Origin of the sequence: Agrobacterium sp. FDAARGOS_525 (assembly GCF_003938925.1) — a bacterium.
Taxonomy (GTDB): domain Bacteria; phylum Pseudomonadota; class Alphaproteobacteria; order Rhizobiales; family Rhizobiaceae; genus Agrobacterium; species Agrobacterium pusense.
The window spans coordinates 157,787-183,999 of record NZ_RKIU01000002.1 but is presented as its reverse complement, the minus strand read 5'-3'; the positions used below and the strand labels follow the sequence as shown (position 1 = coordinate 183,999).

Annotated in this window: 23 protein-coding genes and 2 pseudogenes; 20 read left to right on the top strand and 5 right to left on the bottom strand. The window is 57.5% G+C overall.

All coding sequences use genetic code 11. The features are described from left to right. Positions 1–28: 28 nt before the first annotated feature. Both EGT36_RS01075 and EGT36_RS01070 read right to left on the bottom strand, forming a co-directional pair. Positions 29–256: pseudogene (locus EGT36_RS01075) on the bottom strand (IS6 family transposase); the annotation flags it as partial. Then, on the bottom strand, positions 256–552 hold the full coding sequence (locus EGT36_RS01070; protein ID WP_341769842.1) for a DUF1403 family protein: 297 nt from the start codon (positions 550–552) through the stop codon (positions 256–258). The gene EGT36_RS01070 and the pseudogene EGT36_RS01075, both read right to left, overlap by 1 nt. Before the next feature lie 238 nt (positions 553–790). Here EGT36_RS01070 and EGT36_RS01065 point away from each other — a divergent pair, with 238 nt between their 5' ends. The 9 genes from EGT36_RS01065 (at position 791) to EGT36_RS30800 (ending at position 10,326) form a co-directional block, all read left to right on the top strand. Next, positions 791–1,030 (top strand): type II toxin-antitoxin system VapB family antitoxin, encoded by a 240-nt coding sequence (locus tag EGT36_RS01065; protein WP_353505572.1) that lies wholly within the window; start codon positions 791–793, stop codon positions 1,028–1,030. 18 nt (positions 1,031–1,048) lie between these two features. After that, complete coding sequence (locus tag EGT36_RS01060; RefSeq protein ID WP_011983020.1) at positions 1,049–1,435, top strand: type II toxin-antitoxin system VapC family toxin; 387 nt, start codon at positions 1,049–1,051, stop codon at positions 1,433–1,435. Then, the gene (locus EGT36_RS01055) at positions 1,432–2,502 is read left to right on the top strand and encodes a site-specific integrase (RefSeq protein ID WP_011983021.1); all 1,071 of its coding nucleotides are present in this window, start codon (positions 1,432–1,434) and stop codon (positions 2,500–2,502) included. Before EGT36_RS01060 ends, EGT36_RS01055 begins: the two co-directional genes overlap by 4 nt. 58 nt (positions 2,503–2,560) lie before the next feature. Continuing rightward, the gene (locus tag EGT36_RS01050; RefSeq protein WP_011983022.1) at positions 2,561–3,325 is read left to right on the top strand and encodes a YoaK family protein; all 765 of its coding nucleotides are present in this window, start codon (positions 2,561–2,563) and stop codon (positions 3,323–3,325) included. A gap of 436 nt (positions 3,326–3,761) precedes the next feature. Beyond that, positions 3,762–4,988: a plasmid partitioning protein RepA gene (gene repA, locus EGT36_RS01045; protein ID WP_036589493.1), complete on the top strand. Its 1,227-nt coding sequence runs from the start codon at positions 3,762–3,764 to the stop codon at positions 4,986–4,988. Further along, a complete protein-coding gene (gene repB / locus EGT36_RS01040; RefSeq protein ID WP_011983024.1) occupies positions 4,985–5,962 on the top strand; it encodes a plasmid partitioning protein RepB in 978 nt (325 codons plus the stop codon). The genes repA and repB overlap by 4 nt, the downstream gene beginning before the upstream one ends. Before the next feature lie 156 nt (positions 5,963–6,118). Continuing rightward, positions 6,119–7,333: a plasmid replication protein RepC gene (repC, locus tag EGT36_RS01035; protein WP_011982934.1), complete on the top strand. Its 1,215-nt coding sequence runs from the start codon at positions 6,119–6,121 to the stop codon at positions 7,331–7,333. A gap of 1,873 nt (positions 7,334–9,206) precedes the next feature. Then, entirely contained in the window at positions 9,207–9,641 is a 435-nt protein-coding gene (locus tag EGT36_RS01025; RefSeq protein WP_011982936.1) for a transposase, read from the top strand. Positions 9,642–9,756: 115 nt separating this feature from the next. Continuing rightward, positions 9,757–10,326 carry a hypothetical protein gene (locus tag EGT36_RS30800; protein WP_011982937.1) on the top strand — a complete coding sequence of 190 codons (570 nt, stop codon included), beginning with the start codon at positions 9,757–9,759 and terminating at the stop codon, positions 10,324–10,326. 1,557 nt (positions 10,327–11,883) lie between these two features. Here the strand turns inward: EGT36_RS30800 and EGT36_RS01015 are convergent. Next, positions 11,884–12,189 (bottom strand): RNA-binding protein, encoded by a 306-nt coding sequence (locus tag EGT36_RS01015; RefSeq protein WP_011982939.1) that lies wholly within the window; start codon positions 12,187–12,189, stop codon positions 11,884–11,886. A gap of 722 nt (positions 12,190–12,911) precedes the next feature. Between EGT36_RS01015 and EGT36_RS01010 the strand changes: the two genes are divergently transcribed. The 11 genes from EGT36_RS01010 (at position 12,912) to EGT36_RS00955 (ending at position 24,845) form a co-directional block, all read left to right on the top strand. Then, positions 12,912–13,886, top strand: a complete 975-nt coding sequence (locus EGT36_RS01010) for a DUF3991 and toprim domain-containing protein (RefSeq protein ID WP_035226685.1) — start codon at positions 12,912–12,914, stop codon at positions 13,884–13,886. 128 nt (positions 13,887–14,014) lie between these two features. Next, on the top strand, positions 14,015–14,620 hold the full coding sequence (locus EGT36_RS01005; protein ID WP_011982941.1) for a DUF1419 domain-containing protein: 606 nt from the start codon (positions 14,015–14,017) through the stop codon (positions 14,618–14,620). 11 nt (positions 14,621–14,631) lie between these two features. After that, on the top strand, positions 14,632–15,333 hold the full coding sequence (locus EGT36_RS01000) for a hypothetical protein (RefSeq protein ID WP_011982942.1): 702 nt from the start codon (positions 14,632–14,634) through the stop codon (positions 15,331–15,333). 316 nt (positions 15,334–15,649) lie between these two features. Continuing rightward, complete coding sequence (locus EGT36_RS00990; protein WP_049768469.1) at positions 15,650–15,961, top strand: hypothetical protein; 312 nt, start codon at positions 15,650–15,652, stop codon at positions 15,959–15,961. A gap of 96 nt (positions 15,962–16,057) precedes the next feature. After that, positions 16,058–17,131, top strand: a complete 1,074-nt coding sequence (locus EGT36_RS00985; RefSeq protein WP_036589489.1) for a hypothetical protein — start codon at positions 16,058–16,060, stop codon at positions 17,129–17,131. Then, a complete protein-coding gene (locus EGT36_RS30795) occupies positions 17,128–17,763 on the top strand; it encodes a hypothetical protein (protein WP_011982944.1) in 636 nt (211 codons plus the stop codon). The genes EGT36_RS00985 and EGT36_RS30795 overlap by 4 nt, the downstream gene beginning before the upstream one ends. Next, positions 17,756–17,944, top strand: coding sequence for a hypothetical protein (locus EGT36_RS00975; protein ID WP_125269957.1), 189 nt, complete (start codon positions 17,756–17,758; stop codon positions 17,942–17,944). Before EGT36_RS30795 ends, EGT36_RS00975 begins: the two co-directional genes overlap by 8 nt. 474 nt (positions 17,945–18,418) lie before the next feature. Further along, the gene (locus EGT36_RS00970; RefSeq protein ID WP_011982946.1) at positions 18,419–18,820 is read left to right on the top strand and encodes a DUF3085 domain-containing protein; all 402 of its coding nucleotides are present in this window, start codon (positions 18,419–18,421) and stop codon (positions 18,818–18,820) included. A 104-nt stretch (positions 18,821–18,924) separates the two neighbouring features. Continuing rightward, positions 18,925–24,033, top strand: a complete 5,109-nt coding sequence (locus EGT36_RS00965; RefSeq protein WP_125269956.1) for a helicase-like domain-containing protein — start codon at positions 18,925–18,927, stop codon at positions 24,031–24,033. A 145-nt stretch (positions 24,034–24,178) separates the two neighbouring features. Next, positions 24,179–24,436 (top strand): type II toxin-antitoxin system Phd/YefM family antitoxin, encoded by a 258-nt coding sequence (locus EGT36_RS00960; RefSeq protein WP_011982948.1) that lies wholly within the window; start codon positions 24,179–24,181, stop codon positions 24,434–24,436. Then, the gene (locus tag EGT36_RS00955) at positions 24,429–24,845 is read left to right on the top strand and encodes a hypothetical protein (RefSeq protein ID WP_035226674.1); all 417 of its coding nucleotides are present in this window, start codon (positions 24,429–24,431) and stop codon (positions 24,843–24,845) included. The genes EGT36_RS00960 and EGT36_RS00955 overlap by 8 nt, the downstream gene beginning before the upstream one ends. A gap of 23 nt (positions 24,846–24,868) precedes the next feature. Here the strand turns inward: EGT36_RS00955 and EGT36_RS00950 are convergent. Together EGT36_RS00950 and EGT36_RS00945 are read right to left on the bottom strand one after the other, a co-directional pair. Beyond that, positions 24,869–25,609 (bottom strand): annotated as a pseudogene (locus tag EGT36_RS00950) (NYN domain-containing protein). Between the two features lie 174 nt (positions 25,610–25,783). Beyond that, positions 25,784–26,134 (bottom strand): winged helix-turn-helix transcriptional regulator, encoded by a 351-nt coding sequence (locus tag EGT36_RS00945; protein WP_011982951.1) that lies wholly within the window; start codon positions 26,132–26,134, stop codon positions 25,784–25,786. Between the last annotated feature and the right edge of the window lie 79 nt (positions 26,135–26,213).

The following is a 26,213-nucleotide window of genomic DNA, read 5'->3' as shown; positions in this document are numbered from 1 at the left end:
GCCGATAACGGGGTGGCTTTGACCTTCTCGAAAATTTGCGACAAGCCCGCCGCCGGAGCTGATGAGCAAATCTCAAACCGAACTTCGCCGCCCATTCCGAGACGGTCTGGAATGAGACGCTGATGCCGCGCTCCGCCAACAGATCCTCGACGTCGCGCAGGCTCAGCGGGAACCGAAAATAGAGCCATACGGCATGGGCGATGATCTGAGCAGGAAAGCGGTGACGTCTGAAGTGGGCAAGCGAGGTCTCGGTCATCAAAGCCCGATATCACGTTGGTGCAAACAGGCCGTTAAGGCGACGCCACCTTCGTGTGGCCAAAACAGCTTTCCGGCCGGTCCCGGATCTCCATTCGCGGGAGTCAGCAAAACGGCGTCGCGCAGCGCATTCTCTTCTTCATTCCGATCGAGCATGCGGGCCGCGACGGCGGCTGATTTCAGGGCTAGGCGGTCGCGCCAGCAGCCGAGCCAAGGAGGATCGGCGCGGATCAAATCATCGAAGCAATCCGATACCGGCGGCGAAGGCGGCATCAATTTCGTCGATGTCACGGCCATATGCCAACGTCCAGCCCGGCATGTTCGCCGACCATGTCACTGTTGGAATTTGCACTTTGGTGATCGAGTTCATGCTTCGCAGTATAGATCAAATGTGCGGTTTAGGCTATCAATATCGATACAAACCGCACAACATGTCAGAAATGTAAAATGTCCGATAATCTTGCATTATCGGACATTGTTGACGCGCGTCTTAAGTTTTGGTAGATAATGACGAAAAGGTAGATTTTTGGAGGTTGTGGTGTCGCTGAACATCAAAAATCCAGCCACTGTAGCGCTCGTCGACGAGCTCGCTCGGCGCCAGGGTATCAGCAAAACGGCGGCAATCCACCAGGCCCTGACCGAGCGCCTTCACCGACTCGGGCATGCCGACGTCCCGAAGGACCGCATGCTTTATGAACTTCGCGCTATCAGAAAGAGGAGCACAGCTTCCAGAGTTGGAAAAGCGCAGCGACGAGGACATCGTCGGGTTCGATGAGCACGGAATCCCGAACTGATGGTCATCGATACATCGGCGATCGTCACGATCCTGCGCAACGAGCCACAGGCGGAACGACTTGAGAGAGCCATCGTCGCCGACCCGATCCGATTGGTACCGGCGACATGCGTGTTCGAAGCTCGCATGGTGATGGTCAGCCGTCGTGGCGAGCATGCATTGGCCGAAATCGACTTGTGGCTTTCCAAGATCGCGGCGGAAATCATTCCGGTCGATGCCGAGTTGGTCGATCTCGCCACCCAAGCGTGGCTCACCTATGGCATGGGCAGACATCGCGCCGGACTGAATTTTGCGGACTGCTTTTCCTACGCGCTGGCAAAGCGGGCCGACGACGCCCTTCTCTTCATCGGGGAAGATTTTAAGCAGACGGATATCGAAGCGGCATGAATAGTGAGGGAAAGATCATTGCTGATGAGGATCTGGCGGAGGTAGCCCCGTCCCCTGCCCCGCAGCCGGGGTTCGGCTTGCCGGGCCACCTTCAGGATCTCACCGATCGGGCGCGCGGCTACGTCGAGGCGGCCAGTTCCGTCAACACCCGCAAAGCTTACGCATCAGACTGGAAACATTTCTCTGCCTGGTGCCGACGCTCCAATCTTTCCCCCCTCCCCCCGCATCCTCAAACCGTTGGTCTCTACATCACCGCCTGCGCCTCGGGATCCGTGGAGCGTGGAGCCAAGCCAAATTCCGTTTCTACGATTGAACGACGCCTCTCATCGATATCCTGGAATTACGCGCAACGCGGCCTGAGCCTCGATCGTAAGGACCGGCATATTGCAACTGTCATGGCCGGCATTCGCAACAGCCATGCCCGCCCGCCGGTCCAGAAGGAAGCGGTCATGGCAACCGACATCATCGCCATGCTGGAAACGATCGATCGCGGCACGTTGCGTGGCATGCGCGACCGGGCGATGCTGCTGATCGGCTATGCCGGCGGACTTCGACGGTCCGAGATCGTTTGCCTCGATCTCAAGGCAGATCAGACCGAAGACGGTCGCGGTTGGATCGAGATCCTCGACAAAGGCATGCTGGTGACGCTTCGGGGCAAGACGGGTTGGCGTGAAGTGGAGATCGGTAGAGGCTCGTCCGACAACACCTGCCCCGTCCTCGCGCTCCAAACTTGGATCAAATACGCCAAGCTCGCCCATGGCCCCCTCTTCCGGCGGGTTACCGGACAAGGAAAGGCCGTTGGATCGGATCGCTTGAACGACAAAGAAATCGCCCGCCTAGTCAAGCGCACAGCGATGGCCGCGGGTATTCGAGGCGACCTGGCCGAGATCGAGCGTTGGTTGAAGTTCTCAGGGCACTCATTGCGGGCCGGCCTCGCCTCTTCTGCCGAAGTCGATGAGCGTTATGTCCAAAAGCAACTGGGGCACGCCTCGGCCGAGATGACCAGGCGGTATCAGCGACGTCGAGACAGGTTCAGGGTCAATCTAACTAAGGCCGCCGGACTATGACGTACGCAACGCATAGGGTTCGGCCTACCCGACCTTGTGAACACTTCGGATCGTAGGAATGCTGATCAGCCAGGGCGCCGCCCGTAACGAGCGCATCAACCTCAACCTCGCCTGCTCATTGGCGATGATAGCCGGCGCGTTGAATGCCGCAGCCTTCTATGCCGTTGGGTTCTTTTCCGCCAACATGACCGGCAACGTTTCATCTCTGTCCGACCATCTTGCGACCGCGCATTGGGGACAGGCAGTTTTTTTCTTCACCGTGATCATAATCTTCATCCTCGGTGCCGCGATTTCGTCCCTCCTTATCAACTCAGGACGGCGCCGCGGCATCGCGGCCATCTATGCCTATAGCATCCTCTTGGAAGCCATCCTGCTCGCTGTGCTCGGGATAGCGGACATCTGGTTCCTTGCAATGTGGCGCCCTCCCCTTTTAACACTTGGGCTGGCCTTTTTAATGGGATTGCAGAACGCCACCGTCACCCGAATTTCCGATGCTCGCGTGCGGACCACCCATGTCTCCGGGATGGCGACCGACGTAGGCATTGAACTTGGTATTGCGCTGGACATTCTTCGGGGACGAGAGCCAGACACGTACGCTGTTGAAAACCGTACACGGCTCACGTTACACATTTGGACGATAGGAGCTTTCCTTGTTGGAGGCATATTAGGCGTATTCGCTTATCAGCATGTAGGCGGGTACTTGTTGCTGATCTGTGCGGTATCTTTGTTCGTAATTTCACTCAAAGGGATCAGACTGAAGCGCAAGCCGTATGCCACCAGCGGCACAAGGCGAATTCGCTTGCCCCGCCGAAACTCCCGCTGATAGCTGCGTGAGTTGGATAGTGACACCATCAGTATCTTTGTAAGAGACGACTTGCGTCGGACTGCGGAATCTCCGCCTGCTTGCAGTTGAAGAACCGGCACAACAACCGGTATCGGCCGCTATTTGCGCCGACTCACTTCAGCCAAATGGGCAGTGATTCATTAATACGTGCAGCAACTCGGACGAAAATGATGATCGAACCGTGTTTATCGACTCTTTTTTTGGGAACCGTTATTATTGAATGAAAAAGGCCAACATCTGCCGGTTTCTGGGAGTTTGAGGCGAAATTCCGGCTTCATTCGCGACATGAATGGCCCAGCGTTAATATCTCATTAACTATAAAGCGCTTGCGGAAACCGGAAATCGCGTCTTATCTGTTTGCGGAGTTTAGCCGTGCGCTGGCAAAACTCCGTATCTTGGGTAAGAAAGTGCGGCAATGGTGAATTTGGATTTGGCACCTATCGAGGAGTTTTCGGGTTTTCGGGATCTTGTCCGAACCCATTCGGCTGCGCTGTCGGCGCAACTTCAAGCTTACCAAACTAAGATGTTTCCGCCCCACGCACGCAAGACGATTCGAAACTTCTCGCCGGCAGAGGCTGAGAAGCTTTTCGATTGCGCGGAAGGGTATCTTCGCACCATTGTTAGCGAGATGGAGAAAGATGATAGCCTGAACTTCAAAGTGGCTTCTGGTCCAGGCAACCGTCGCGTATATTCTGTCGAGGACATTGCGAAAATACGCCAGTACATGGATGCGGGCAGTCGGCCGGCCGGGAGATACTTGCCCCATCGCCGTGAGGGTGAGGAACTTCAGATCATTGCTGTCATGAACTTTAAGGGCGGCTCGGGAAAGACAACGACATCAGCCCATCTTGCCCAATATCTGGCGCTTCGAGGATATCGCGTCCTTGCTGTCGATCTTGATCCTCAAGCGAGCTTATCGGCGTTGTTTGGAAGCCAGCCAGAAACGGATGTCGGTCCGAACGACACGATCTACGGCGCTATCCGATATGATGATGAGCGACGGCCGATCCAGGATATTGTCAGAGCAACCTATATTCCAGACCTTCATTTGATCCCCGGTAATCTTGAACTTATGGAATTCGAACATGCAACCCCTATGGCTCTGGCAAACCGAGTGCCCGGCGACAAGCTTTTCTTTGCCCGCGTGTCGGACGCGCTAGATGAGATCGCCGATGCTTATGACGTCGTAGTCATCGACTGCCCTCCCCAGCTTGGTTATTTGACGCTTTCTGCACTGACCGCAGCGACGTCAGTTCTAATTACAGTCCACCCACAAATGCTAGACGTCATGTCCATGAACCAGTTTTTGGCGATGACCAGTGACTTGATGGACACAATTGGAGAAGCGGGAGCCGACGATAAACAAAACTGGATGCGTTATCTCGTCACGCGTTTTGAACCCACCGACGGGCCTCAGCACCAGATGGTGGCGTTCCTGCGATCCTTGTTCGGAGCAAACGTAATGGTTAATTCCATGGTGAAGAGTACCGCGGTCTCAGACGCGGGCCTGACCAACCAGACCCTTTTTGAGGTCGACAGAAGTCAGTTTAACCGCGTCACCTATGATCGCGCGCTCGAAGCGATGAACAGTGTCAATCATGAGATTGAAGGACTCATCAAAAAGACGTGGGGTAGAACATGAGCCGAAAGAATCTGTTCTCCGACCTGCCAACACCTGTCGTAACGCCGGCACCGCCTCCACATGCCAGGCCTCTTCAGGGGTCTACGAAACCGATGTCAGCTATCAAGCGGTCGGTCGGAGATCTGAACGACCGCAGCCGCCGAGCCGATGAGATAGAAAAGAGCCTGATGGAAGGCCAGGCGGTAATCGAGATTGACGCCGGCATTGTAGAACCGTCGTTTGTTCAGGACCGCATGGACGGCGACATAGAAGGTTTGAAGGCATCGATCGCTGAACAAGGACAGCAGGTCCCTATTCTCGTTCGTCTGCATCCCGAATTTCCAGACAAGTATCAAGTTGCGTTCGGACATCGACGCCTCCGTGCGCTCAAAGAGCTTGGGATCAAGGCGAAAGCCATTGTCCGTGAACTGACCGACGAACAACTGGTGATCGCGCAGGGTCAAGAAAACAATGAGCGTGCGGATCTCACCTATATTGAGAAAGCGCGGTTCGCGGCCAATCTAAAGGACCGATTCACACGGGAGATTATCGTCGCGTCGATGTCAATCGATAGAGCAGACATCTCCCGTATGATGGCCCTTGTGGATGCTCTCCCGCCCGAACTGGTCGACGCAATTGGCCCGGCGCCCGGAATCGGACGGGGCAATTGGCAGCAATTGGCGGAGCTTCTTGAAAAGTTTCCCGAACCTGCAAAAGTTCACGATCTGGCTCGATCACTGAACACTCTCCCATCGGAGGAGCGGTTTAAAAAGATTATCGCTTATCTCAAACCCGCCCGTCTTGAGCGGGGAGTTCCGGTAGTGCTGTCGACATCAACTGGGGGGCGCTTGGCCCAACTCAAGAACGGCAGGACCAAACTTGAAATAACTATCGACAAGAAGGCCACGCCAGACTTCGCGACCTTCGTACTCGAACGACTGGCCGCGCTCTATGAGGAGCATCAGGCCAGCAAGGACAAAGAGAAGGAAGCTTAACCCGCAAAAGAAAAGAGCCCCCAAAACGTCGCCGTCTCGGAAGCCCTATTCTGTTCGTTAGCAAGTTCAGATTCGCATTTTCGAGAATCATCGTCAAGAGTTTTCGGCGCCATTTTGGCGAACAAATTTCTTTTGCCTGTTGACAGGTAGAAAACGATGCAGACAGGAAATGTTTCAACGCCGTTCGGACGGCGTCCGATATCTCTTGCCCTCGTACGGCGGCAACTAACTGCCGGGGAAATCAGGGCGGGCAAGAGCGTAGACAAGTGGAAAGTGTTCCGCGACGCCTCGGTGGCTATCGAGTTGTTAGGGATCCAGTCAAACAGCCTCGCGGTCCTAGACGCGCTTCTGAGCTTCTATCCCGAAAACGAGCTTCGTCCGGATGCGCAACTCATTGTTTTCCCATCAAACATCCAACTGTCACTGCGAGCGCACAGCATGCCTGGTTCGACGCTTCGGCGGCATATCGCGGTTCTGGTCGATGCGGGACTGATCGTCCGAAGGGACAGCGCTAACGGCAAGCGTTATGCGCGGAAAAATACATCCGGCACAGTCGATCACGCGTTCGGTTTCGACCTGTCTCCCCTGCTCGCTCGTGCTGAAGAATTCGCAATGATGGCCCAACAGATATTGGCCGACCGCGCGGCCCTCAAGAAAGTCAGGGAGGCGCTGACCGTTTGCCGGCGGGACGTCAGGAAGCTAATCACAGCGGCTATGGAAGAGGGGGCTGACGGAGATTGGCAAGCTGTTGAGGACACGTATGTGGGGCTCATTGCCCGTATCCCACGCTCCCCGGATCTCAGCCAGGCGACGGCCATGCTCGATGAGATGGGAGTACTGAAGGAAGAAGTACTCAACCGACTGGCAATGCACGATAAAGTCATAAATAATAGCACCAATGCTGCCCATATTGAGCAGCACATACAGAATTCAAAACCCGAACCCCTAAATGAACTTGAACCACGCTCCAGAAAAGAGCTGGGAGCAAAGCCGAGTGCCGTTAGTGGAAGACGGAGTGAGCCGCCGAAGGTGTTCCCATTGGGATTGGTGATGAAGGCATGCCCGCAGATTGCGGATTACGGCAAGAACGGAGAAATTGTGCACTGGCGAGATTTTATGTCCGCTGCTGTCGTCGTGCGCTCAATGCTGGGTATCAGTGCTTCCGCGTATCAGGAGGCCTGTGAGGTTCTGGGGCCTGAAAACGCTGCGGTGGCGGCGGCCTGCATCCTCGAGAAGGCGAATATGATCAATTCTCCGGGAGGATACCTCAGAGACCTGACGCGGCGAGCCGAGCGCGGGGAGTTCTCGATCGGGCCTATGGTGATGGCGCTCCTCAACGTTAGTCGGCGAGAGGCTCGAAGCGCAGGATAGGTCTGGCGGGAACCCTTGGGTCTCGTTTGGTCTTGGTGCGGCGCTGGCAGTCTATTGCACTGCCGAACCACGAGGCATAGGCGGCCAACGGTTTTCATCGCCGATGGTGCCGTTGCAAAATCCTGGCGGGAACAGTTGAGAGGGCCGGAACGCATCACACATTTCTTCTGCTGGGCGAAAGAGCGATGTCAGAAGGCTTGGAAACGGGATCGCTACAAAACCCCATGGCCGCGTCATCCATATCTTGATCGGCGCTACCTCTTGCGAACGCGGCAATGTGCGTATGAGCATCTAAGACAGGAGATACATTAACGAGACCTCCTGCGAGCTCGGCCATGAATTGAAGGTTGTACCTGCGCCACGTTTGAGACAGCGTTTGCGCGAAGGTTGTCGAGCTGAAACTGGCGAACGATATCTATGCAACGCGCTCGGCAGCGCGAGACTATCGCGCCACAAAAGATTGTTCGACCACTTGCGCAGCCCGCTAGTCGCGGGATTGATTTACCTTTCGGTTTCGGCCGTTACAGCCGCAACCCATCTTCCGCGGTTTCCGGAAGCACGGTAGAGCGTGGGCGACCCAAATGGATAAAGTGCATCTCAAATTACCGCTTGCCGACGTGGATATGGGAGAGAAGCGCCTGCTAAAGACTTCAAAACTGCGACAAAAATTTAATCGATATCCATCGGGTTTGGCAGGCGGCCGTACATTCATTCCAAGGTAATGATATCGACCTGGCCGATCTCCACAATCAGCAGGTCGGTCGATCTAGGAGTGTTGCGTATTGGTTTCGTCGAAAGGAGTTTTGGGACGCCGTTCATCAACAATCGACGCGGCAGTCTGCAATGAGAAGGAGCCAGGAGGAGGATCTGGTCGGGTATCGTTGCCTGGACGCCTCGTATGGGATCTAAAAAGCGCAGGCGATGTCCTCCCTTTCACGGCAGTGAAAAAAAGACCGGAAATCTCCTTCTTGGAAAATGACGAAGGCAAGTATCTCGGCAATGTCTTCGTTGAAAGCGTTCCGGTCATCGATCACATGTCCAGAAAGCCGTGTCCGACATCTGCGCTGACAGAGGCTACTGTCAGAGCAACTATCACAGTTAGATGGCCGCTTTCACCGTTCCGGCGCTGTTTCTCGGATCTGGCTTCCTTGAACTGCCCGCGATAACACCAGCAGGATCGGGGTGAAGACCTCAATCTGTTGGACGAAACTCCAAGGCAAACCCCTCCAAGTCCATCGCGGTGAACGAGGATGAGGTCGCAGGCTTCAGCGGCACAATCCTGCTTGAAGAGGGTGGCTCATCGTTGAGGCAAAACAGATAGACGGAAGGTTGACGTCACACGTTTGCTCGATAGGCTGTCCGATATAGAAGAGGACTGCAGATCAAGGGCTAGCTGTGTTAATATGAAGGTCCGACTTTCTGACAAAAACAACACCAGTTGGTCGGGAACATCTTGTGGGAGCTCCCACAGCAACTAATGCGCTGAAAATAAAAAGATTTTTGAAAATCGTCTTTTTCCCTGTCGCGACTGTTGGTCAATTTGCATACCTGTAGACGGTTTTCGATAAGCCATGTTGTGATTTCCCCTGCCCGCAATTCGTTCCGCCAACCGCGGCGATGCCGAAGGAGTATCAGATGTTGTATCCTTTGCTGTCGATTTGAGCCGCGCGTTCAAAGCCAACAGACTCGACGTTGTTTGCTCCCGCGATAATTAACTGCCGTGATTTTTTGTGTCTGTTGATTTTGGTGCGCAGGACGGCGGCGACGGGGGAGTTATGTACCATGAGCGCTTGGGCCATTGCCGAGCTTGTCGGATGAGTTGACTCGCGATCAGAGGTGGCAGAGAAGATCATGTAGCAATAGAGGATAATCAATGGCTGACGAAGAAATCCGTACCCCTGCTGAAGGGGACCCGCAGACTGAGATTGAACAACGAGGTCCGAAGTCGCCTTCCAAGTCAAGAAGCGTTGCAGGTGGCAAGGCCCGTGGGGACACGAAAAAGCAAGTAAGGCGGAAAAGCCGCGGTCTAACCGAACTGGAGAAGCTCGACCGCGTTCGCCACATTGATGAGCACGTTGCGGCTGGCGATACCCTCAAGGCCGCGGTTGAAAAGGCCGGGATATCTGACCAAACCTATTATCAATGGAAAAAAGCGCTGGGACCCGCTCCCCAGTCAGGAATTCCAGAAGATGATGAGTTTGCCGAGTTTGTTCACCTCGAAGAAGAGAACCGTCGGCTGCGCAAACTCCTGGCAGAAAAACTTCGGGCGGAAAACGCCGATTTGCGTCGAAGGCTGGGTTTGAAATAGCCATCATATTAAGGTTTATCGAGCCATAGGAACGCATGAAGCTGATGAGCATGCGCTTTATAACGGGCCCAAGTCGATTGGTCTTGGGACTCTATTTAATTCAGACATACGACCCATGAGAACACCACGACCCAATTTTGTCGTCGAGTACAAGACGAACAGGCGCCAAGTGAAGCCAAGAGGAACCTCAATTTGGGGCAGTCTCGATTTGCAGGCCGTCGCTCGACAAATCGAAGTCGATGGGATGGTACCGGGTGATTTGGCAAACGCGGGCACTGCACCTCGCTCGCTAACGCCTGATAGTGCATCGCCGGTATCGATTCTGGAATCGCAGCCAGAACCACATCAACATACGCTTTCTTCGGGCGGCGAACGAATGCCGGAGCAAAGCCCGGATGTCGGCGCGCTAGACGATCAGACTACCGAAGCCGCATTAATGGTTCCGGCGCAGGATGACGATTCAGCAAAACCGGTGCCAGGCCGAGCTCAGGTGCGGAAGGGGAGGGGAGCCAAACGAGCACCTCCGATAGCCCCTAAACTCTTCAGAACGGAGGACGACGACACAGCGCCAAGCGTACTCGCGTTGCTTGAGGCTGACAATCGCTACCTAAAACGACTGATGATGAACAAGCTTCGTGAAGAAAACGAGTGGATGATGTCCAGGCTCAATCGCTTGCCGAGGTGAGGCCGTCCGGATCGCGCGTCACGTGGAATCTGGTGGTTGCCTTTTGATGCTCTTCGTCTGAAGGTTCAACGAGCTTTTGCTGCAAGCTCTCCCATTGGTGTCCCACCTCTAAGAACAGGGCGCGCATAGCACATGCGCTCGAAGGCTTTTCGAGCGGATCACCGTCTACATCCGTGGTTTTTCCAGGGGTCTTAATATGGCGGACTACGTACATCCAGTTCGCCTCAGCTGCGGCGCAGTTTGGTCAAGCTCCCGAATAGAGCGCACAAACAACGTCCCGGCCGGTTCTGCGATTACAGTGAGGTTATGCGAGCTGCAATAAGCAGTCTGCTCTTTGGCCTCTTCATGGTCTTCACTTTCACATGGATTCTCATGGAAGTTTGGTCGAACTAGTCCCGATTTCTCGGGGTCTTGAGACGGATCTGGTGAGTGGGTCTGCCGCTCTTGACGGTAGCTATACCGAACATTGGGTTCGTGTTGGATCGTTGGTGCGAGCCCTATGCGACGACAATACCCTCGTCTGACATAGGCTGGAAATGCACATCATTAGCTGGTGTTCCAGATTGACTGGCAAAGATTTTGACAGGCCCTGTCGACCCGCATCTGTCATTGGATCGCATGTATCTGTTACTCCCCAACACCGGGGCCCTTTAATAATCGTCGGCTCATTGTCGTAGCGCCAAGAAAGAACATAAAGAGAACGAAGGGGTGAGTTAGCTTCGTCACCCGACCCCTTGTTGGCGGTGCGCCTTTCCGTGCGCCCGTCGAACTTCCCGTCCGTGGCCCGAGCTTTGCGCGCTTGAATATCGAACACACCGATTGCCGTGCCGCGGGAAGTGGTGAATGTGTTCGACGCCTGTTATGGCAAGAATGTGGATGAAGAAAAGATCCCGCCTCTTGAATCTTTGCCCTGGCTTGATCTGAATCTATTGCAGAACCCAGAGGGGAGGGGAGGTGATTGCCCACCGATCGGCGGACATGTCGGCAGAAGCGGGCAGCGTCGGATCGCGGCATCATGGATTTTCTCTGTCCAACGGGTGAGGGGATGAGCCCATCACACTGAACCATCAAGAGTCGGACAGCATTGCCCAAGACGCGGAATCTTGCCGATCAATATGCACCCATTGATCCGCAGAGGATACTCAATCGAGATTCCGTTAACCGCTACGCACATTCCCCAGCGATTTAATGCAAAGCGTCGTCGAGCGAGACTATATGAGTTGCTGCAAATGAAAATTGAGCGACGAGGACGTGCCGTTGCAAGGCCTTTTGACCGTTTGCGCCAAGCAAGTTTTTCCAAAGAAACCGATACCAGCTGGCTTGGATCGAGCAATGGATAGCCGGTGAAATCGAAATTCCAGAAGCTCGGCATAACTACATGCAACTGCTGCAGGAGCAGTGCTCACTGCAAAAATACGCCCAGGACAGATACTTTCAGGCGTGCAGACAAATGATGCGTGGAGCGACAATCTTTCCCGCTCGGCCAACAGGCGATCGCCTCGCGCAATGACCGTGCTGATTGACCCGGATCCCGGCGCACATCGGCGAACATGGAGTTCATTGCGACGGCCCAATACTCTCAACAACTTCGTAACGCTGAACAAATGAACCTAAGCCCTTATTCAATAACGCAAGTATACTCTCTGAGTTGACGGGGACTGTTACTACTTTTTCTATGTTCATAACCGGCCACTCCATCTCGGGGTCGGCTACTATATCTGCGCGCATTTCTTTCAAGGCGCGCTGAGCTTCTTCATGACTGTCAAAGAAAACATCTGGAATGCCGGTTGGCTTCCAACGCTCCTCGGCGGTTACACCGGCATTTGAATATGTGTAAAAGGTGAAGGCAATGTCCTGTGCCAATGGTTTCTCCTAAAGCAATTTCGGCGGTGCGCCCCCGCCGTTCAATGCTCATTGACCCCTGGTGATCGGGGGATTCGAAACCGCATACCACGGCCCCATGGCCTTTAGTTCCGGAGAACCTATTGCATACGCCACAGGTCCCCCGACCGCAAAGGTCAAGGAGTCTGGTGCCTTACGGGTGGCACCAACCGGGTATGAGGGGTTTCGACGCCCCGAAGCGGCGCGTACCGCTTCGCTGCGGACGATATGTGATCTTGTTGAATTTGTCCTGAAATTTCTTCGATTATCTTCGATCACGGCTCCCTCGACATTGCGAATATCGGCATATCCGCAGAATGGCGTGGAAGGGGCCTGTGGCAGTCAAAATGGGCGCTAGGTGAAAGCCTGGAGTGTTTCGCCAGCCAACTTTCCAACGGTCCGGATGGAGGTTGCCGCTCTTTAGTGACATTTCGTTCGCTAGCAGCGGCTTGATCGAGCCGAGCCTGATGAAGCCGGCTCAAGACGCCGCCGGCTTGCCCTCTCGGGTGCCGCTTGCGAGCCGGCGGCGGCAAGGGAAGCTTCGCCGCGGCGGGCAGGTGGCGCTTGTGGTTCCGGACCTGCCGGCAACTCCCGCCGCGCCCTTGCCTCCGCATGCTCTTCGCGGCTGTCAGATGGGGTCCCGCAAAATGTGTGGGAAGGCAACCCAAGTGGAAAAGAGGGCGGCAAGAAATGCCGAAAAGAGAATGGAAAAGAAAGAAATCCAGGAACTGCGCATTCGTGTGCCATGCTCTGCGGTGCTGGAAAAAGCGGGCTTCGTCATCGATCTGAAAGAGAGCACCCTGCGGGCGGTAAAATATCGCCGTGACAGCGAAATCATCATCATGATTCATGACGGTCACGGCTGGTTTGACCCGCTTTCCGAAGCCAAGGGTGATGTATTCTCGCTCGTCGCCCATCTGGATGGCGGAGGCTTTAGGGCAGCACGCGATCGCGTCGCCGAGTTGATCGGCTATGTCCCGCAAGGAACCGCCAGACGCACGGTTAATCGTGTCCGAGGGCCAAACCTTGCAATTGCCGAACGATGGAACCGCCAACGCCGGCCATGGCCTGGTTCTCAGACCTGGCACTATCTCTCCGAAATAAGGTTGTTGCCATCGCATACACTCCATGCTGCCATTTCCCAGAACGCTGTTCGCGAAGGACCTTACGGCAGCATGTGGGCCGCCCATACGAACGATCTTGGCGCCATTACGGGCTGGGAGGAGCGAGGCCCGGAATGGAGGGGCTTTTCGACCGGGGGAACAAAGGTTCTGTTTCGCCTCGGCCGGTCTGTGGCGTCCCGGCTCTGTGTCACTGAAGCGGCGATCGATGCCATGAGCCTTGCTGCCTTCGAGGGTCTGCGTGATGGCACCCTCTATCTCAGTACCGGCGGGGGCTGGTCTCCGGCAACAGATGCGGCGCTGCGCATGCTTGCCGCCCCTTCCGGTGTCCAATTGGTCGCGGCAACGGACAATAACGCGCAGGGCGACACGTTCGCCGATCGGCTTCGAACCCTTGCGGAAGAGGCGGGCTGTGGCTGGCAGCGATTGCGGCCTCCTGCAGATGACTGGAACGAGGCTCTGCAGGAGAGGGAGGCGGAAAGAAGAAAAAGAAGGGGGGAAAGGGAAGGCGTGCCGCATTCGCGCCAGCCGCATCAAGGGAAGCTTCGCCCGGCCTGAAGCCGGCCCTTGACCCGGCCGGTCACGATGCCGGCGGCTGAGAAGGGGTAATGAAGGACTGAAGTGGATGGTGAGGTCGAGAGGGCAGCGCCGCGCATCGGTCCGGAACAACTCCCAGGGAGCCGAAGATGAATACCTCACCCGCAATCCGCAAGGTCTATCAGGGGGTCGCCGATCGCCACCAGATGTTCCGCATGTTCGACCGCCACGCCCAGCGACCTGATCGTTGGAACGATGATGCGACAGCGCTCTACAGCGGGGAATGGTTTGAGATCCGCGAGAGCGAACACGATTACATGTTCGAGATCCTGCCACCCCTATGGATCCGGGGGTCGTTGTTCGCCATGCGCGAGTTTCTGACCGGATCGATCACCAGCGTCTTCTTCGCGCTGCGCATCGACGGAACCATCCGCCACTTCCACGGCTATTGCGATCTTTCAGACACGTCTTCTGTCGAAAACATGCGGCTCGCCATCACCGAGCGCGAAACCCGGCCGGTGCGTGCCATGACCCGGGATGAGCGTCTGGACCACATCTGGAGCAGCACGGCCGATGATTATCGGGGCTATGCCACTGATCGCTGGCCACACGCCTCACGCGGCAAGAAAACGATCATCCTCTATGGTGGCGCGGCCGGCACCACGCTCAAGCTGCTCGAAGACCTGACCGACGACGAGATCGCTGCGAAACTGCCCGTGCATCTGCGCCACCTTCCCGTTTCCATCGCAGCGTGAGGGGGCGTGACATGGCCGACTATCATTCTCCCACCGTGGTAACCCCGAACGTCCCGTTTCACGACGTCACCCCTCTCGAAGCTCTCCTCTTGCCGCTCGTGTTCGATGAAAGTGCCGAAGAGGACGGGTTCTATTTTCATTCCTGGTGTGGGCCTTCCCACGTCATTACCGTAGGTATCGGCGAGCTTCGCGAGGCTCTTCATGCGTCCCAAAGCACCGAATCTAGGATCACCGTCTACGTGACCAAGCTGCTGGAGGAGCACGAAGCCACCCCCGAGGAAGATCTTCCGGATGATCTTGATATCGATCTGACGGCTGGGCCGGGCTGGGACGAGATCCTTCAGGATATCGCCCGTCGTTCATCCATATTGGACGAGATCGTCGTCACCGCGGCCTTCACCTGCACGAAAATGCGCGCAGACGGCTTCGGCGGCAGTGTCATGCGCATCACGAAGACGGCGATCCAGTATTCCTCGACGACCGACATGCTGGAGCGCATGTGGAACGAGCACCCAACGCAGCCGGCGCCAGACACCGGCTCGAATGAAACCGGTGGCCATGACACCCGGAGCCGTCTGGAGGGCATCGCCGCCGCCGCGGGTTGGGACAGTTTCACGTTGTCGCTGCAAATCTCCCGCTGGCTTGACCAGAACCGGCACACCGAAGCGCTGGCCGGCTATCTCGACGGCCTCGCATCCGACGAGACGGACTGACGTCAGTCCGACCACAGAACCCCGTCATCGAAGGAGCGATCCGGATGCCCACCACATCTCTCTTCTCGCCGTTCCGTCGCATCAACACGGGGACGGCGTCTGCTGCTGAAGTTCGAGCGCTCCTCTCGAGGCACGATACAGCACCCATGTCCCTGCGACGCTTCACCGGTATCCTGCATGCAGGTGAGTGGTTCGAGCTCGACGAGCCCGCGGCGCGCGCGATGGCTGGTCTGTTTCTCGGCCGTCTACGGCCCGGTGGTCTTATCGTGCTCCCAGGGCGGCGCCCCGAGCAGATCCGGTCCGTCTCTTCAGCCTTGTGACCAGTTATGGCGAACGCTGGTTCCACGGTTTCGTCAGCGTCACCGATCCCGCCGTGACGCCTGAGGCCATGCGGGCGGCGATTGTCGCGCGGGAGACCGGCGAACCTGTCCCGTACATCCGCGAGGAAGAGCTCGAACGCATCTGGAACGGCGCGGGTAGCGATGGCGGCTATGCCGACGACGTCTGGCCGCCGGGCAATAAGGGGTTCAGGACCATTATCGTCCGCAAGCCGGGCTTCAGGCCCGTTCTCAAACTTCTCGTCCACCTGTCTCCCGACGAGGTGCAGCAGCTTTTGTCGGTACCCTGACCGCCATCCGCAACGCCGCAGTCAATCAACATTCATTCCGACCAACTGGCCCGGAGCATCGTTTCGGGCCTTTCCATTTTCAAAAAGGACAACCCCATGGACGACCTCGAAACCACCATCGTGATCAACCCGGCGATCCCACTCGTCGACATCACCGAACTCGAACGGCTGGTTCTCTCCAGCGTGTTCGACGCAGGCGAGGTCGACAACGCGCTATTGCTCTATACCGACCGCGGCGCCGCCCTGACGTTCAGCCTGGCGGCGGGCGATCTCTCGGCAGCCTATGAAACGTCTCGCCGTGCGCCCAAGAGCGAACTGAATCGGATCGTTGCCGAATGCTGGCGTGACCAGATCGATGGTCGGGACAGAATAGAAATCGATCTGCGACCGAGCTCCTGGGAGTTCATTCTGCAGGACATTGTCGCGCGCTCCGAAACGCTTTCGGAAGTGCGCGTGCTCGAATGGTCCCGGCATTCATCGCAGAGACCTGACAGTTTCAGCGCCAGCATCATGCTGATCACCGCAACGGAATGCGCCGGCCGTTCCAGCGACAATCTCTTTGAGGATCTGCGCGCTGCGACCGAGACACAAAGGCCCGCCGAGGGCCTGCGATACCCGCCCGGTGCGCCTGATCTCTCAAATGCCGATCCGGTTCTTGCGCGTATGCGCCGCACGATCGACCGCCAGATCACAGGGCGTTTCCCGCACGACCAGTTCATGCTCGATCGGGGCGGTCGCAACTCGCTGACCACCATCCGCCGGTTCATCGAGTCCTTCGCCACGTCGGCGCCAGTGATCGCCGACATTGATAGCCGGCAGTTGGACGCGGCCCTGTGCTGCTGGGAGGCCATGCAGGACTACCGCATCCTGTTCGAACACGACAAGCCGCTGGTGCGGAACATTCATGCTCTGATGTTGCACTGGACCCAGCTCGGTTCGATCGAACTGCGGCGCTGGGCGCGGCCGGCTGCCATCTATGCGCTTCAGATCCATGACCATCTTGGACGGGAGCTGATCGATCGTCATGCCCCGTTCGACTACGGATTTATCCCGGCAGTCCTCGAAGTGCTCGAATGGACGGAAAATGGCCCGGACTTCGCAACAACGCTCGAGGACGCCGCCGTCCGCGTGCTGAAGAAGCTCGACGTGCAGCAGGGAGCAAACCGATGAGCGAGCAAGCCCCATCTCCCGCAATGTCGGCAGCTGGAAAGGATCCTGGCGATCCTGCGCGCAGAAAGCATTTCGTCCATGTCTACGCCGTGGTCCGGGTGAAGGTTGAAGTCGATGCCGAAAACCACCGGGCGACCATGGCCGCGGCTGACGAACGTCTGTTCGGCAACGGATTTGCCGTCAGCCTCAATCCCCGTGGCAACGGCGTGATCGAGGCCGATTATGCCGGGGAAGTGGTCGGTTATCTCGTCGATGAGGTGGACGACCCGGTCTATGAGAGAACCCGGAACTATGGTGCGGACCACCAACTGCAAACATTGGATGAGGGACGCCGGCGTCTGCCTGTCACTTTATCGGAGGACCTGCGCGTGACGCTGACGTTCGTACCCCAGATCTGGCGCGACGATCAGGCGATTGAGGACGATGTCTCCGAGCCGACAGACCGGACCGTGTCGCGGTCGCTGCTTCTCGAACGGTTTCCGACAGAGGCGGACTGGTATGCCAAGGCTGAGATCAGGGATGACCTGCGTTACGAAGGTGATGCTCCGCAATGGATCCGGGACTGGCCCGGCCCCTTTGAAGTACGGCTGGACGATGACGTTGCGGACGTCTGGGATGGCGCCGATGAATAATGAGCGTCTTCTGCGGTGCCTCCGAGCTCACCCTGATCTGTTTGGCGATGACGATGAACGGTCCCGCCGCGAGACACGCCTGATCCTGCGTTGCAAGGCGCGGCTGATGTCCGAATGGAACGCCCGCTCCGAGCATGTACGGCTGGAGGCCGACCGTCGTTTCTGGTTCCGGACCCTGTGAAGGGAAGGGAAGGGGAGGGAAGGAGAAGAAAAGAAGACCTCTGCCGCATGTGGCTCCGGCCCGTCAAGGGCGGGCTTTGCCGCTAAAGCGGCCCTTGACCGGCCATCGCCAATGCGGCGGTGAAAAGCTGGATTGGAAGGTCCGAAAAGACGCGAAAAGCGTCGGGGAGCTTCCGCTCCATCCCCGAAAAACAGCGATCACAAAGCCACGACATGCCCCGGCGGATTTTATTCCGGCCGCGCGATCGGTCGCTCAACAGAATGGAGAAGAGCATGCCCAGCAAGTCCTTCACGTCAACTTCAATTCCATCGTTTGCCGGTCGGCCTGGTGGATCGGAAAGCCGGTTCATCCCGGCGGCTGCCAATGACGACGATCCGGATCCGACGCCGCCGTCACCTGCGGCCGCCGCAAGGCCAGCATCGGTGGCGAATGAGATCCCGCCACTTCCCATCGCGGTTTGAGGGAGGATCGAACATGTTGACTTTCCCGGTCCAATCCATCCTCGACGTCATCGCACGTGGTCGAGCCGATGCAGAAGTCAATGGCGGCTTCCGTGACCCCTATTATGGGCTCGAACCCGGCAAGGGCGAGAAGCCCGGCCTTTGGCTCGTCGGGGACCACGGGGTTTACGTCATGTCCAACGGAAAATTGCCTGACAACGGCAAGCCGCTGGTCATCTATGCCGAACAATGCCACCCCGAGCGAAATGACGACTGGTTCGAGGTCAAACGCCAGACCTTCGGCGGCGACGACGGTGTCGATTTCATCGATGCCGAGAGCCTCGAAGCAATGATCGCCGCCAGCCCCGGCGGTACGCATCTCTCTTTCGCCTTCGATGACGACGCGATGCAGATCTCGGTCATTCAACGCGGCTGACGCATCGGCGTCCGCTACAACCACAACCTTTCCCCCTTCCACGCGAGCGTCATGCCGGTTCACCCGGTCGATGACGCTCGTCTTTTTTCAGGAGCATTCACCAGATGTCCAACGATTCCTTTTCCCTCGATATGTTCGGCAATACCGCGCTCTCCTCCGGGCTTGGTTTTGGCCTTGGCATGAACGAAGAATTTGCCCCCGAACCGGCCACGCCTGAAAACACAAGCGCCGCGCCTGAAGCGCCTATCGTCCCGTTACCGGTTGTCGCGGCGAAACTACCGTCGCCTCGCAAGATGGGCGATCGTGCCAATTTCTATCTCGATGACGATGATCGCGACCTTCCGAAAAGCTGGAAGGAGCGCGCCAGGATCAATGTCGCCGCCATCCTCTCCGCCAACGAGATCGAGAAGCTCGATATTCCGGTGACGCGCGAACACCAGAAGCGGCTGATCCGCTTCACCGGTTTCGGAGCCTCCGAACTGGCGAACGGCATGTTCCGTCGCCCCGGCGAGGTCGAATTCAGGGACGGTTGGGACGATCTTGGCGGTTCGCTGGAAAGTGTGGTTTCAGAGACGGATTACGCCTCGCTGGCACGTTGCACGCAATATGCTCATTTCACGCCCGAGTTCATCATTCGCGCCATATGGGCAGGTCTTCAACGTCTGGGATGGCGCGGCGGCCGCGTTCTTGAACCGGGAATCGGTACAGGCCTATTCCCGGCCCTGATGCCGGAGGCATTCCGCGCCTCCAGCTATGTCACCGGCATCGAACTCGATCCGGTCACCGCCCGGATCGTCCGCCTCCTTCAGCCGAAGGCGCGGATCGTCAATGGCGATTTCGCCCGCACCGATCTTGGGGTGATCTACGATCTTACCATCGGCAACCCGCCGTTTTCTGATCGAACGGTGCGCTCCGACCGCAACTATCGCAGCCTGGGTCTCAGACTGCATGATTACTTCATTGCAAGGTCGATCGATCTGCTGAAGCCAGGCGCTCTCGCCGCTTTCGTCACCTCCCACGGTACGATGGACAAGGCCGATACGACGGCCCGTGAGCATATCGCGAAATCGGCCAACCTTGTCGCCGCCATTCGCCTGCCGGAAGGCGCGTTTCGCGCAGATGCCGGGACCGATGTCGTGGTCGACATCCTGTTCTTCCGCAAACGCAAGGCCGGAGAGCCCGAAGGCGATGTCACCTGGCTTGACGTCGACGAGATCCGGCCCGCCACCGCCGATGAGGGCGCGATCCGCGTCAATCGCTGGTTTGCCAGACATCCCGTCTTCGTGCTCGGCGACCATGCCCTGACCTCCGGGCCCTTTGGCGAGACCTATACCTGCCAGCCGCGTCCCGGCGAGAACCTTGAGGGTCTGCTGAAGGACGCCATCTCGCTGCTTCCCGAACATCTCTATGATGGCGAGCCGAGTATCATTGATCTCGATCTGGAAGAAGAACTCGCCGAGATCGTCGACCTGAAGCCCGATAATGCCAAAGTCCGCGAAGGCAGCTTTTTCCTCGACAGCCAAAATTCCCTCATGCAACTGATCGACGGCTCCCCCGTGCCTATCGGCATACGCAAGGGTCGCGGCGGCGACGGCATTCCGGAAAAGCATGCCCGCATTATCCGCAAATTGCTCCCGATCCGCGATGCCGTTCGCGAGGTGCTGAAAGCCCAGGAACAGGATCGTCCCTGGCGGGATCTTCAGGTCCGGCTGCGCATCGCCTGGGGGGCCTTTGTTCGGGAATTCGGCCCGATCAATCATACTACCGTCTCGATCAGCGAGGACGAACAGACCGGTGAGGTCCGTGAGACCCACCGCCAACCGAACCTGGCGCCGTTCAGGGACGATCCCGATTGCTGGTTGGTCGCGTCCATCGAGGACTACGACCTCGATACCGACACGGCAAAGCCCGGTCCGATCTTCTCCGAACGGGTAATCGCGCCACCGGTTGCGCCTGTCATCACCAGCGCCGGGGATGCGCTTGCGGTCGTGCTCAACGAACGTGGCCGTGTCGATCTCGAACACATCGCCGAACTGCTGCACATGTCCGCCGAGGAGGTGATCGAAGAACTCGGCGAAGCAATCTTCCAGAATCCCACCGACGGCTCCTGGCAGACCTCCGATGCCTATCTCTCGGGTCCGGTTCGGACCAGGATGACAGAAGCGGAAGCAGCGGCCAAACTCGATCCAGCTTTTGAGCGCAATGTCCGTGCCCTGCAGGCGGTCCAGCCGGCCGATCTTCGGCCTTCCGATATTACCGCCCGCCTCGGTGCTCCCTGGATCCCCGCATCCGACGTCGTGGATTTCGTCAAGGAGTTGATGGGCGCCGAGATCCGTATCCACCACATGCCGGAACTCGGCAGCTGGACGGTCGAGGCGCGCCAGCTTGGATACAGTGCAGCAGGTACGTCCGAATGGGGCACCAGCCGGCGCGATGCCGGCGAACTGCTCGCCGATGCACTGAACTCCCGCGTGCCGCAGATCTTCGATACGATCAAGGACGTCGGCGGCGAGCGGCGCATCTTCAATGTGATCGACACCGAAGCAGCGCGCGACAAGCTTCAGAAGATCAAGGAGGCGTTCCAGAAGTGGGTCTGGACCGATCCGGATCGCACCGATCGATTGGCCAGAATCTACAACGACCGGTTCAACAACATCGCGCCTCGGGCTTTTGACGGTTCGCATCTGAAACTGCCGGGCGCCAGCGCCGCCTTCCGCCTCTATTCTCACCAGAAGCGTGGCATCTGGCGCATCATCTCCGCTGGTTCCACCTACCTCGCGCATGCTGTCGGGGCGGGAAAAACCATGACGATGGCCGCCGCGATCATGGAGCAGAAGCGTCTGGGCCTGATCGCCAAAGCCATGCAGGTCGTGCCAGGACATTGCCTTGCACAGGCCGCCCGAGAGTTCCTGGCGCTCTATCCATCCGCCAACATCCTTGTTGCGGACGAGACCAACTTCACCAAGGACAAGCGGGCGAGGTTCCTCTCCCGCGCCGCGACCGCGACCTGGGATGCGATCATCATCACCCATTCGGCTTTCAAGTTCATCGGTGTTCCCTCCGCCTTTGAACAACAGATGATCCACGACGAACTGGAGCTTTATGAGGAATTGCTGACCCGGGTCGACAGCGAGGATCGTGTCTCACGCAAGCGGCTGGAACGATTGAAGGAGGGATTGCAGGAACGGCTTGAAGCGCTTTCGACGCGCAAGGACGATCTTCTGACCATCTCCGAGATCGGTGTCGACCAGATCGTCGTTGATGAGGCCCAGGAATTTCGCAAATTGTCGTTCGCGACAAATATGTCGACGCTCAAGGGCATCGATCCGAACGGTTCGCAGCGCGCCTGGGATCTCTATGTGAAATCCCGCTACATCGAAACTCGCAATCCCGGCCGCGCGCTGGTGCTCGCCTCGGGGACCCCGATCACGAACACGCTCGGCGAGATGTTCTCGATCCAGCGGCTGCTCGGACATGACGCGCTTGCCGAACGTGGCCTGCACGAGTTCGACGCCTGGGCAAGCTGCTTCGGCGATACGTCAACCGAGCTGGAGATCCAGCCGTCCGGCAAGTACCGACCCGTCAGCCGCTTTGCGAGCTTCGTGAATGTCCCGGAGCTGATCGCCATGTTCCGGGCCTTCGCCGACGTGGTGATGCCCGACGATCTTCGCGAATATGTCAGGGTGCCGGCGATTTCGACCGGCCGCCGCCAGATCGTCACCGCCAAGCCGACGCCTGCCTTCAAGATGTATCAGCAGATCCTCGAAGCGCGCATCAAGGCAATCGAGATGCGTGAGGGACCGGCGCAGCCCGGTGACGACATTCTCCTGTCGGTGATCACCGACGGCCGCCACGCGGCGATCGATCTTCGTCTGGTCACGCCGGCGAATGATAACGAGGACGAAAACAAGCTGAACATGCTTGTGCGCAACGCTTTCCGGATCTGGCAGGAGACAGGTGAAAGCATTTTCCGCCGCCCGGATGGCAAGGATTACGATGTGCCGGGTGCTGCCCAGATGATTTTTTCCGATCTCGGAACCATGAATGTCGAGAAGACACGTGGCTTCTCCGCCTATCGTTGGATACGCGATGAACTGATCCGGCTCGGCGTGCCCGCTTCCGAAATTGCCTATATGCAGGACTACAAGAAGACCGAGGCCAAGCAACGGTTGTTCGGCGATGTGCGTGCCGGCAGGGTGCGGTTCCTCCTCGGATCCTCCGAGACAATGGGAACAGGTGTTAATGCGCAGTTGCGCCTCAAAGCCTTGCATCACCTCGACGTGCCGTGGCTGCCTTCCCAGATCGAACAACGCGAAGGACGCATCGTCCGTCAGGGCAATCAGCATGACGAGGTCGATATTTTCGCCTACGCGACGGAGGGCAGTCTCGATGCATCCATGTGGCAGAACAATGAGCGCAAGGCGAGGTTCATCGCTGCGGCGTTGAGCGGCGATACCTCGATCCGCAGGCTTGAAGATCTCGGCGAGGGCCAGGCCAACCAGTTCGCAATGGCGAAAGCGATCGCCAGTGGTGACGAGAGGCTGATGCAAAAGGCAGGTCTGGAGGCCGATATCGCCCGGCTCGAACGGTTGCGTGCTGCCCACGACGACGATCAATATGCCGTTCGACGCCAGATCCGTGACGCCAAGCGTGACATCGAAACGGCGACCCGCCGGATCGCTGAGATCGGTGAGGACTTGATACGGCTGATTCCGACCGCGGCGGATTCCTTCACCATGACCGTTCTGGGTGAGGTCCACGATGAACGCAAGGAGGCTGGCCGGGCACTGATGCGGGAAATCCTGACGCTCGTACAGCTTCGCCAGCATGGGGAGGTTCATCTCGCATCGATCGGCGGGTTCGATCTCATCTATGAGGGCGAACGGTTTGGCAAGGCGGACGGTTATCGTTATGCGACGCTGCTGCAGCGCACCGGTGCGGACTACGAGATCGACCTAGCCGTCACGGTAACGCCGCTCGGGGCGATCTCCCGCCTCGAACATGCGCTCGACGGGTTCGGGGAGGAGCGTGATCGTTATCGCCATCGTCTCGAAGACGCCCGCCGACGGCTCGCCTCATATCGCACCCGTGAGGGCGGCAGCTTCGCCTTCGCTGAGGAACTTGCTTTAAAGCGTCGCCAGTTGAGCGATGTCGATGAGGCATTGGCCGCCTCGATGCGTGAGGAGAGCCACGGTGTTGAGCAGGCAGCCTGATCGCTTCCATCGCTTGTCCCCGCTGATCGGGGGGGACAAGTTGTATTTCTACGCTGCCTTCGGCTGTTCACATACGCAGAACCGCCGGAATTGCAAAATAGTCAAATAATTTGTATATTCCGATTAAATTGAATGGAGCGTGACCATGAAAAAGTTTTCGACTGTCGAACTGCTGCGTGACATCAAGACCGTGACGATGGCAGCTGATCGTCAGCCTGTTGCGATCACGCAGCATCGCAAGCCAAGATATGTGCTGATGACCTATGACGAGTTTGAGGCGTTGAAAGGCAGGAGCGATCCCCGCCGGGTCTACGGCCCCAATGAAGCACCAGCTGACCTCGCGGCGATGGTCCTGCCTGAACTGGACAGGCTGATCGAGGAAGGGCGTGACCCCAATGGTTGACGTACCGTCGAATGGCTCTGTCATTTCCTACCCCTATCTTTGGGCATGGCAACGCGACAAAGGGGAGACGGAGGGTCGAAAAGAACGGCCCGTCTGCATGGTTCTTGCAATCGCCAAAGGTAGCCAGACAAATCTCATTCTGCTGGCAATCTCGGGAACACCACCACGTTCAGATCAGACAGCGCTCGAGATCCCGCAGCTCGAATGCCGCCGTGCCGGTATCCGAGATTGGAAAGATGCCTGGATTACTGTGTCGGAATTCAATCACGACGTGGCAGAGACCTCCTTCCACTATGACCCGAACATGGAAGTGCTGGGATCGTTCAGCAAAGGCTTTCTTTCCAAGATTGCCGCAGCCTTCAAGCCGTATCTCGCAACCTTGAGCGCAAAAATCAGCCGTATCGACTAAATCTCATACGCGGCACACAGGGTCTATCCGTTCTTTTTTCCAGATTTTTGCTTGACCCGGATACGCAGCGGGCGGCCCTCTGCATGCTCAAGATCGAAGGCGTTTGTTTTCCTCACGAGATCGCTCAGCTTGCGAAACCCATAAGTTCGCGGGTCAAAATCCGAAGCGAGATTTGCAAGTTAATTGCCGACGGCGCCAAGCGGCACCCATCCATCCTCGCTTTCCATCTGGGCGATGACCTTCCTGATGATGGGCGTGGCGGCTGTCGGAGGCTGGAGAGAGGCTGTCGCCTGTGCCGTATCTGTCCCGTTCGCGGCAGCCACGGGCAACAGATTTTCGGTATAGATGAAACGCCGGCAGGCCTGCCTGAAACTTTCAGGCGTCTTCTGCTCTCCAAAACCGAAGACGTCGATGCCTTGTTCACGGATGCGAGAGGCGAGGCGGGTGAAATCGCTGTCGGAAGATACCAGGCAAAAACCGTCGAAGCGACCACTATGCAGCAGGTCCATCGCGTCGATGACAAGCGTGATATCGGAAGCATTCTTGCCGGCCGTGTAGGCGAACTGCTGCTGGGGAATGATTGCGTGCCTTGCGAGAACGTCGATCCACGCCTTTGAACGAGGATTGGCGAAGTCGCCATAGATGCGTCGAACACTCGCTTCGCCGATCTTGGCAATTTCTTCAAAAAGGCCATCAACGATTTTCGCGGACGCATTGTCAGCGTCGATAAGCACCGCGAGGCGCGGGGAACGGGGTTCTGCCATGCCAAAGGATCCTGCCTATCACAATTGACTGTAATCCAGCATCAACGAGCGGGTGGCGTGTGGCAACAACCTTGTTTCCCTACGCTCGCGATAGCTGGTCTATAAATTGATGAGCGCTCCGCATCCCCAAGAAAACAGGGAGCGCAACGAGTGCGGCCAGTCGGTCCCGCCGTCTCAGTGCATTTTCTGGAATTGCTCGCCCCAGTCGCGCATCGTTATCAGTATGGGGGCGAGTGAGACACCGAGCGAGGTGAGTTCATATTCTACCTTGGGCGGCACCTCGGGATAAACGATGCGCCGAATGATCCCATCCACCTCCAGCTCTCGCAATTGCAGTGTCATCATGCGGGGTGTGGCTGCCGGGACGAGGCGACACAGTGCGTTGAAACGCAGCTTGCCGTCCAGCAGGTGAAACAGAATGACTGGCTTCCATATGCCGCCGATAACCGACAGCGTAGCTTCGACTGCGCATCCGGTGCGATCGGCGCGGCGCCGCCCCCGTTTCATGCGGGTACTATCGTTCATGATACTACATGCTCAATTTGTATGTACTTCATCAAATTGACTTGTAGGCTTATCTGGAGGCTCTGAAAAGGAGATGCCT

Excerpts from the sequence above, each read along its gene's own strand:
- EGT36_RS30795 (WP_011982944.1), top strand. The coding sequence starts at position 17,128 with ATGAGCGAGCAAGCCCCATCTCCCGCAATGTCGGCAGCTGGAAAGGAT.
- EGT36_RS01000 (WP_011982942.1), top strand. The coding sequence starts at position 14,632 with ATGGCCGACTATCATTCTCCCACCGTGGTAACCCCGAACGTCCCGTTT.
- EGT36_RS30800 (WP_011982937.1), top strand. The coding sequence starts at position 9,757 with ATGAGAACACCACGACCCAATTTTGTCGTCGAGTACAAGACGAACAGG.
- EGT36_RS01010 (WP_035226685.1), top strand. The coding sequence starts at position 12,912 with ATGGAAAAGAAAGAAATCCAGGAACTGCGCATTCGTGTGCCATGCTCT.
- EGT36_RS01050 (WP_011983022.1), top strand. The coding sequence starts at position 2,561 with ATGCTGATCAGCCAGGGCGCCGCCCGTAACGAGCGCATCAACCTCAAC.
- EGT36_RS01060 (WP_011983020.1), top strand. The coding sequence starts at position 1,049 with ATGGTCATCGATACATCGGCGATCGTCACGATCCTGCGCAACGAGCCA.
- EGT36_RS00955 (WP_035226674.1), top strand. The coding sequence starts at position 24,429 with ATGGTTGACGTACCGTCGAATGGCTCTGTCATTTCCTACCCCTATCTT.
- EGT36_RS00975 (WP_125269957.1), top strand. The coding sequence starts at position 17,756 with ATGAATAATGAGCGTCTTCTGCGGTGCCTCCGAGCTCACCCTGATCTG.
- repB (WP_011983024.1), top strand. The coding sequence starts at position 4,985 with ATGAGCCGAAAGAATCTGTTCTCCGACCTGCCAACACCTGTCGTAACG.
- EGT36_RS00985 (WP_036589489.1), top strand. The coding sequence starts at position 16,058 with ATGGACGACCTCGAAACCACCATCGTGATCAACCCGGCGATCCCACTC.
- EGT36_RS00965 (WP_125269956.1), top strand. The coding sequence starts at position 18,925 with ATGTCCAACGATTCCTTTTCCCTCGATATGTTCGGCAATACCGCGCTC.
- EGT36_RS00960 (WP_011982948.1), top strand. The coding sequence starts at position 24,179 with ATGAAAAAGTTTTCGACTGTCGAACTGCTGCGTGACATCAAGACCGTG.
- EGT36_RS01055 (WP_011983021.1), top strand. The coding sequence starts at position 1,432 with ATGAATAGTGAGGGAAAGATCATTGCTGATGAGGATCTGGCGGAGGTA.
- EGT36_RS01005 (WP_011982941.1), top strand. The coding sequence starts at position 14,015 with ATGAATACCTCACCCGCAATCCGCAAGGTCTATCAGGGGGTCGCCGAT.
- EGT36_RS00970 (WP_011982946.1), top strand. The coding sequence starts at position 18,419 with ATGTTGACTTTCCCGGTCCAATCCATCCTCGACGTCATCGCACGTGGT.
- EGT36_RS01070 (WP_341769842.1), bottom strand. The coding sequence starts at position 552 with ATGGCCGTGACATCGACGAAATTGATGCCGCCTTCGCCGCCGGTATCG.
- EGT36_RS01025 (WP_011982936.1), top strand. The coding sequence starts at position 9,207 with ATGGCTGACGAAGAAATCCGTACCCCTGCTGAAGGGGACCCGCAGACT.
- repC (WP_011982934.1), top strand. The coding sequence starts at position 6,119 with ATGCAGACAGGAAATGTTTCAACGCCGTTCGGACGGCGTCCGATATCT.
- EGT36_RS00945 (WP_011982951.1), bottom strand. The coding sequence starts at position 26,134 with ATGAACGATAGTACCCGCATGAAACGGGGGCGGCGCCGCGCCGATCGC.
- repA (WP_036589493.1), top strand. The coding sequence starts at position 3,762 with ATGGTGAATTTGGATTTGGCACCTATCGAGGAGTTTTCGGGTTTTCGG.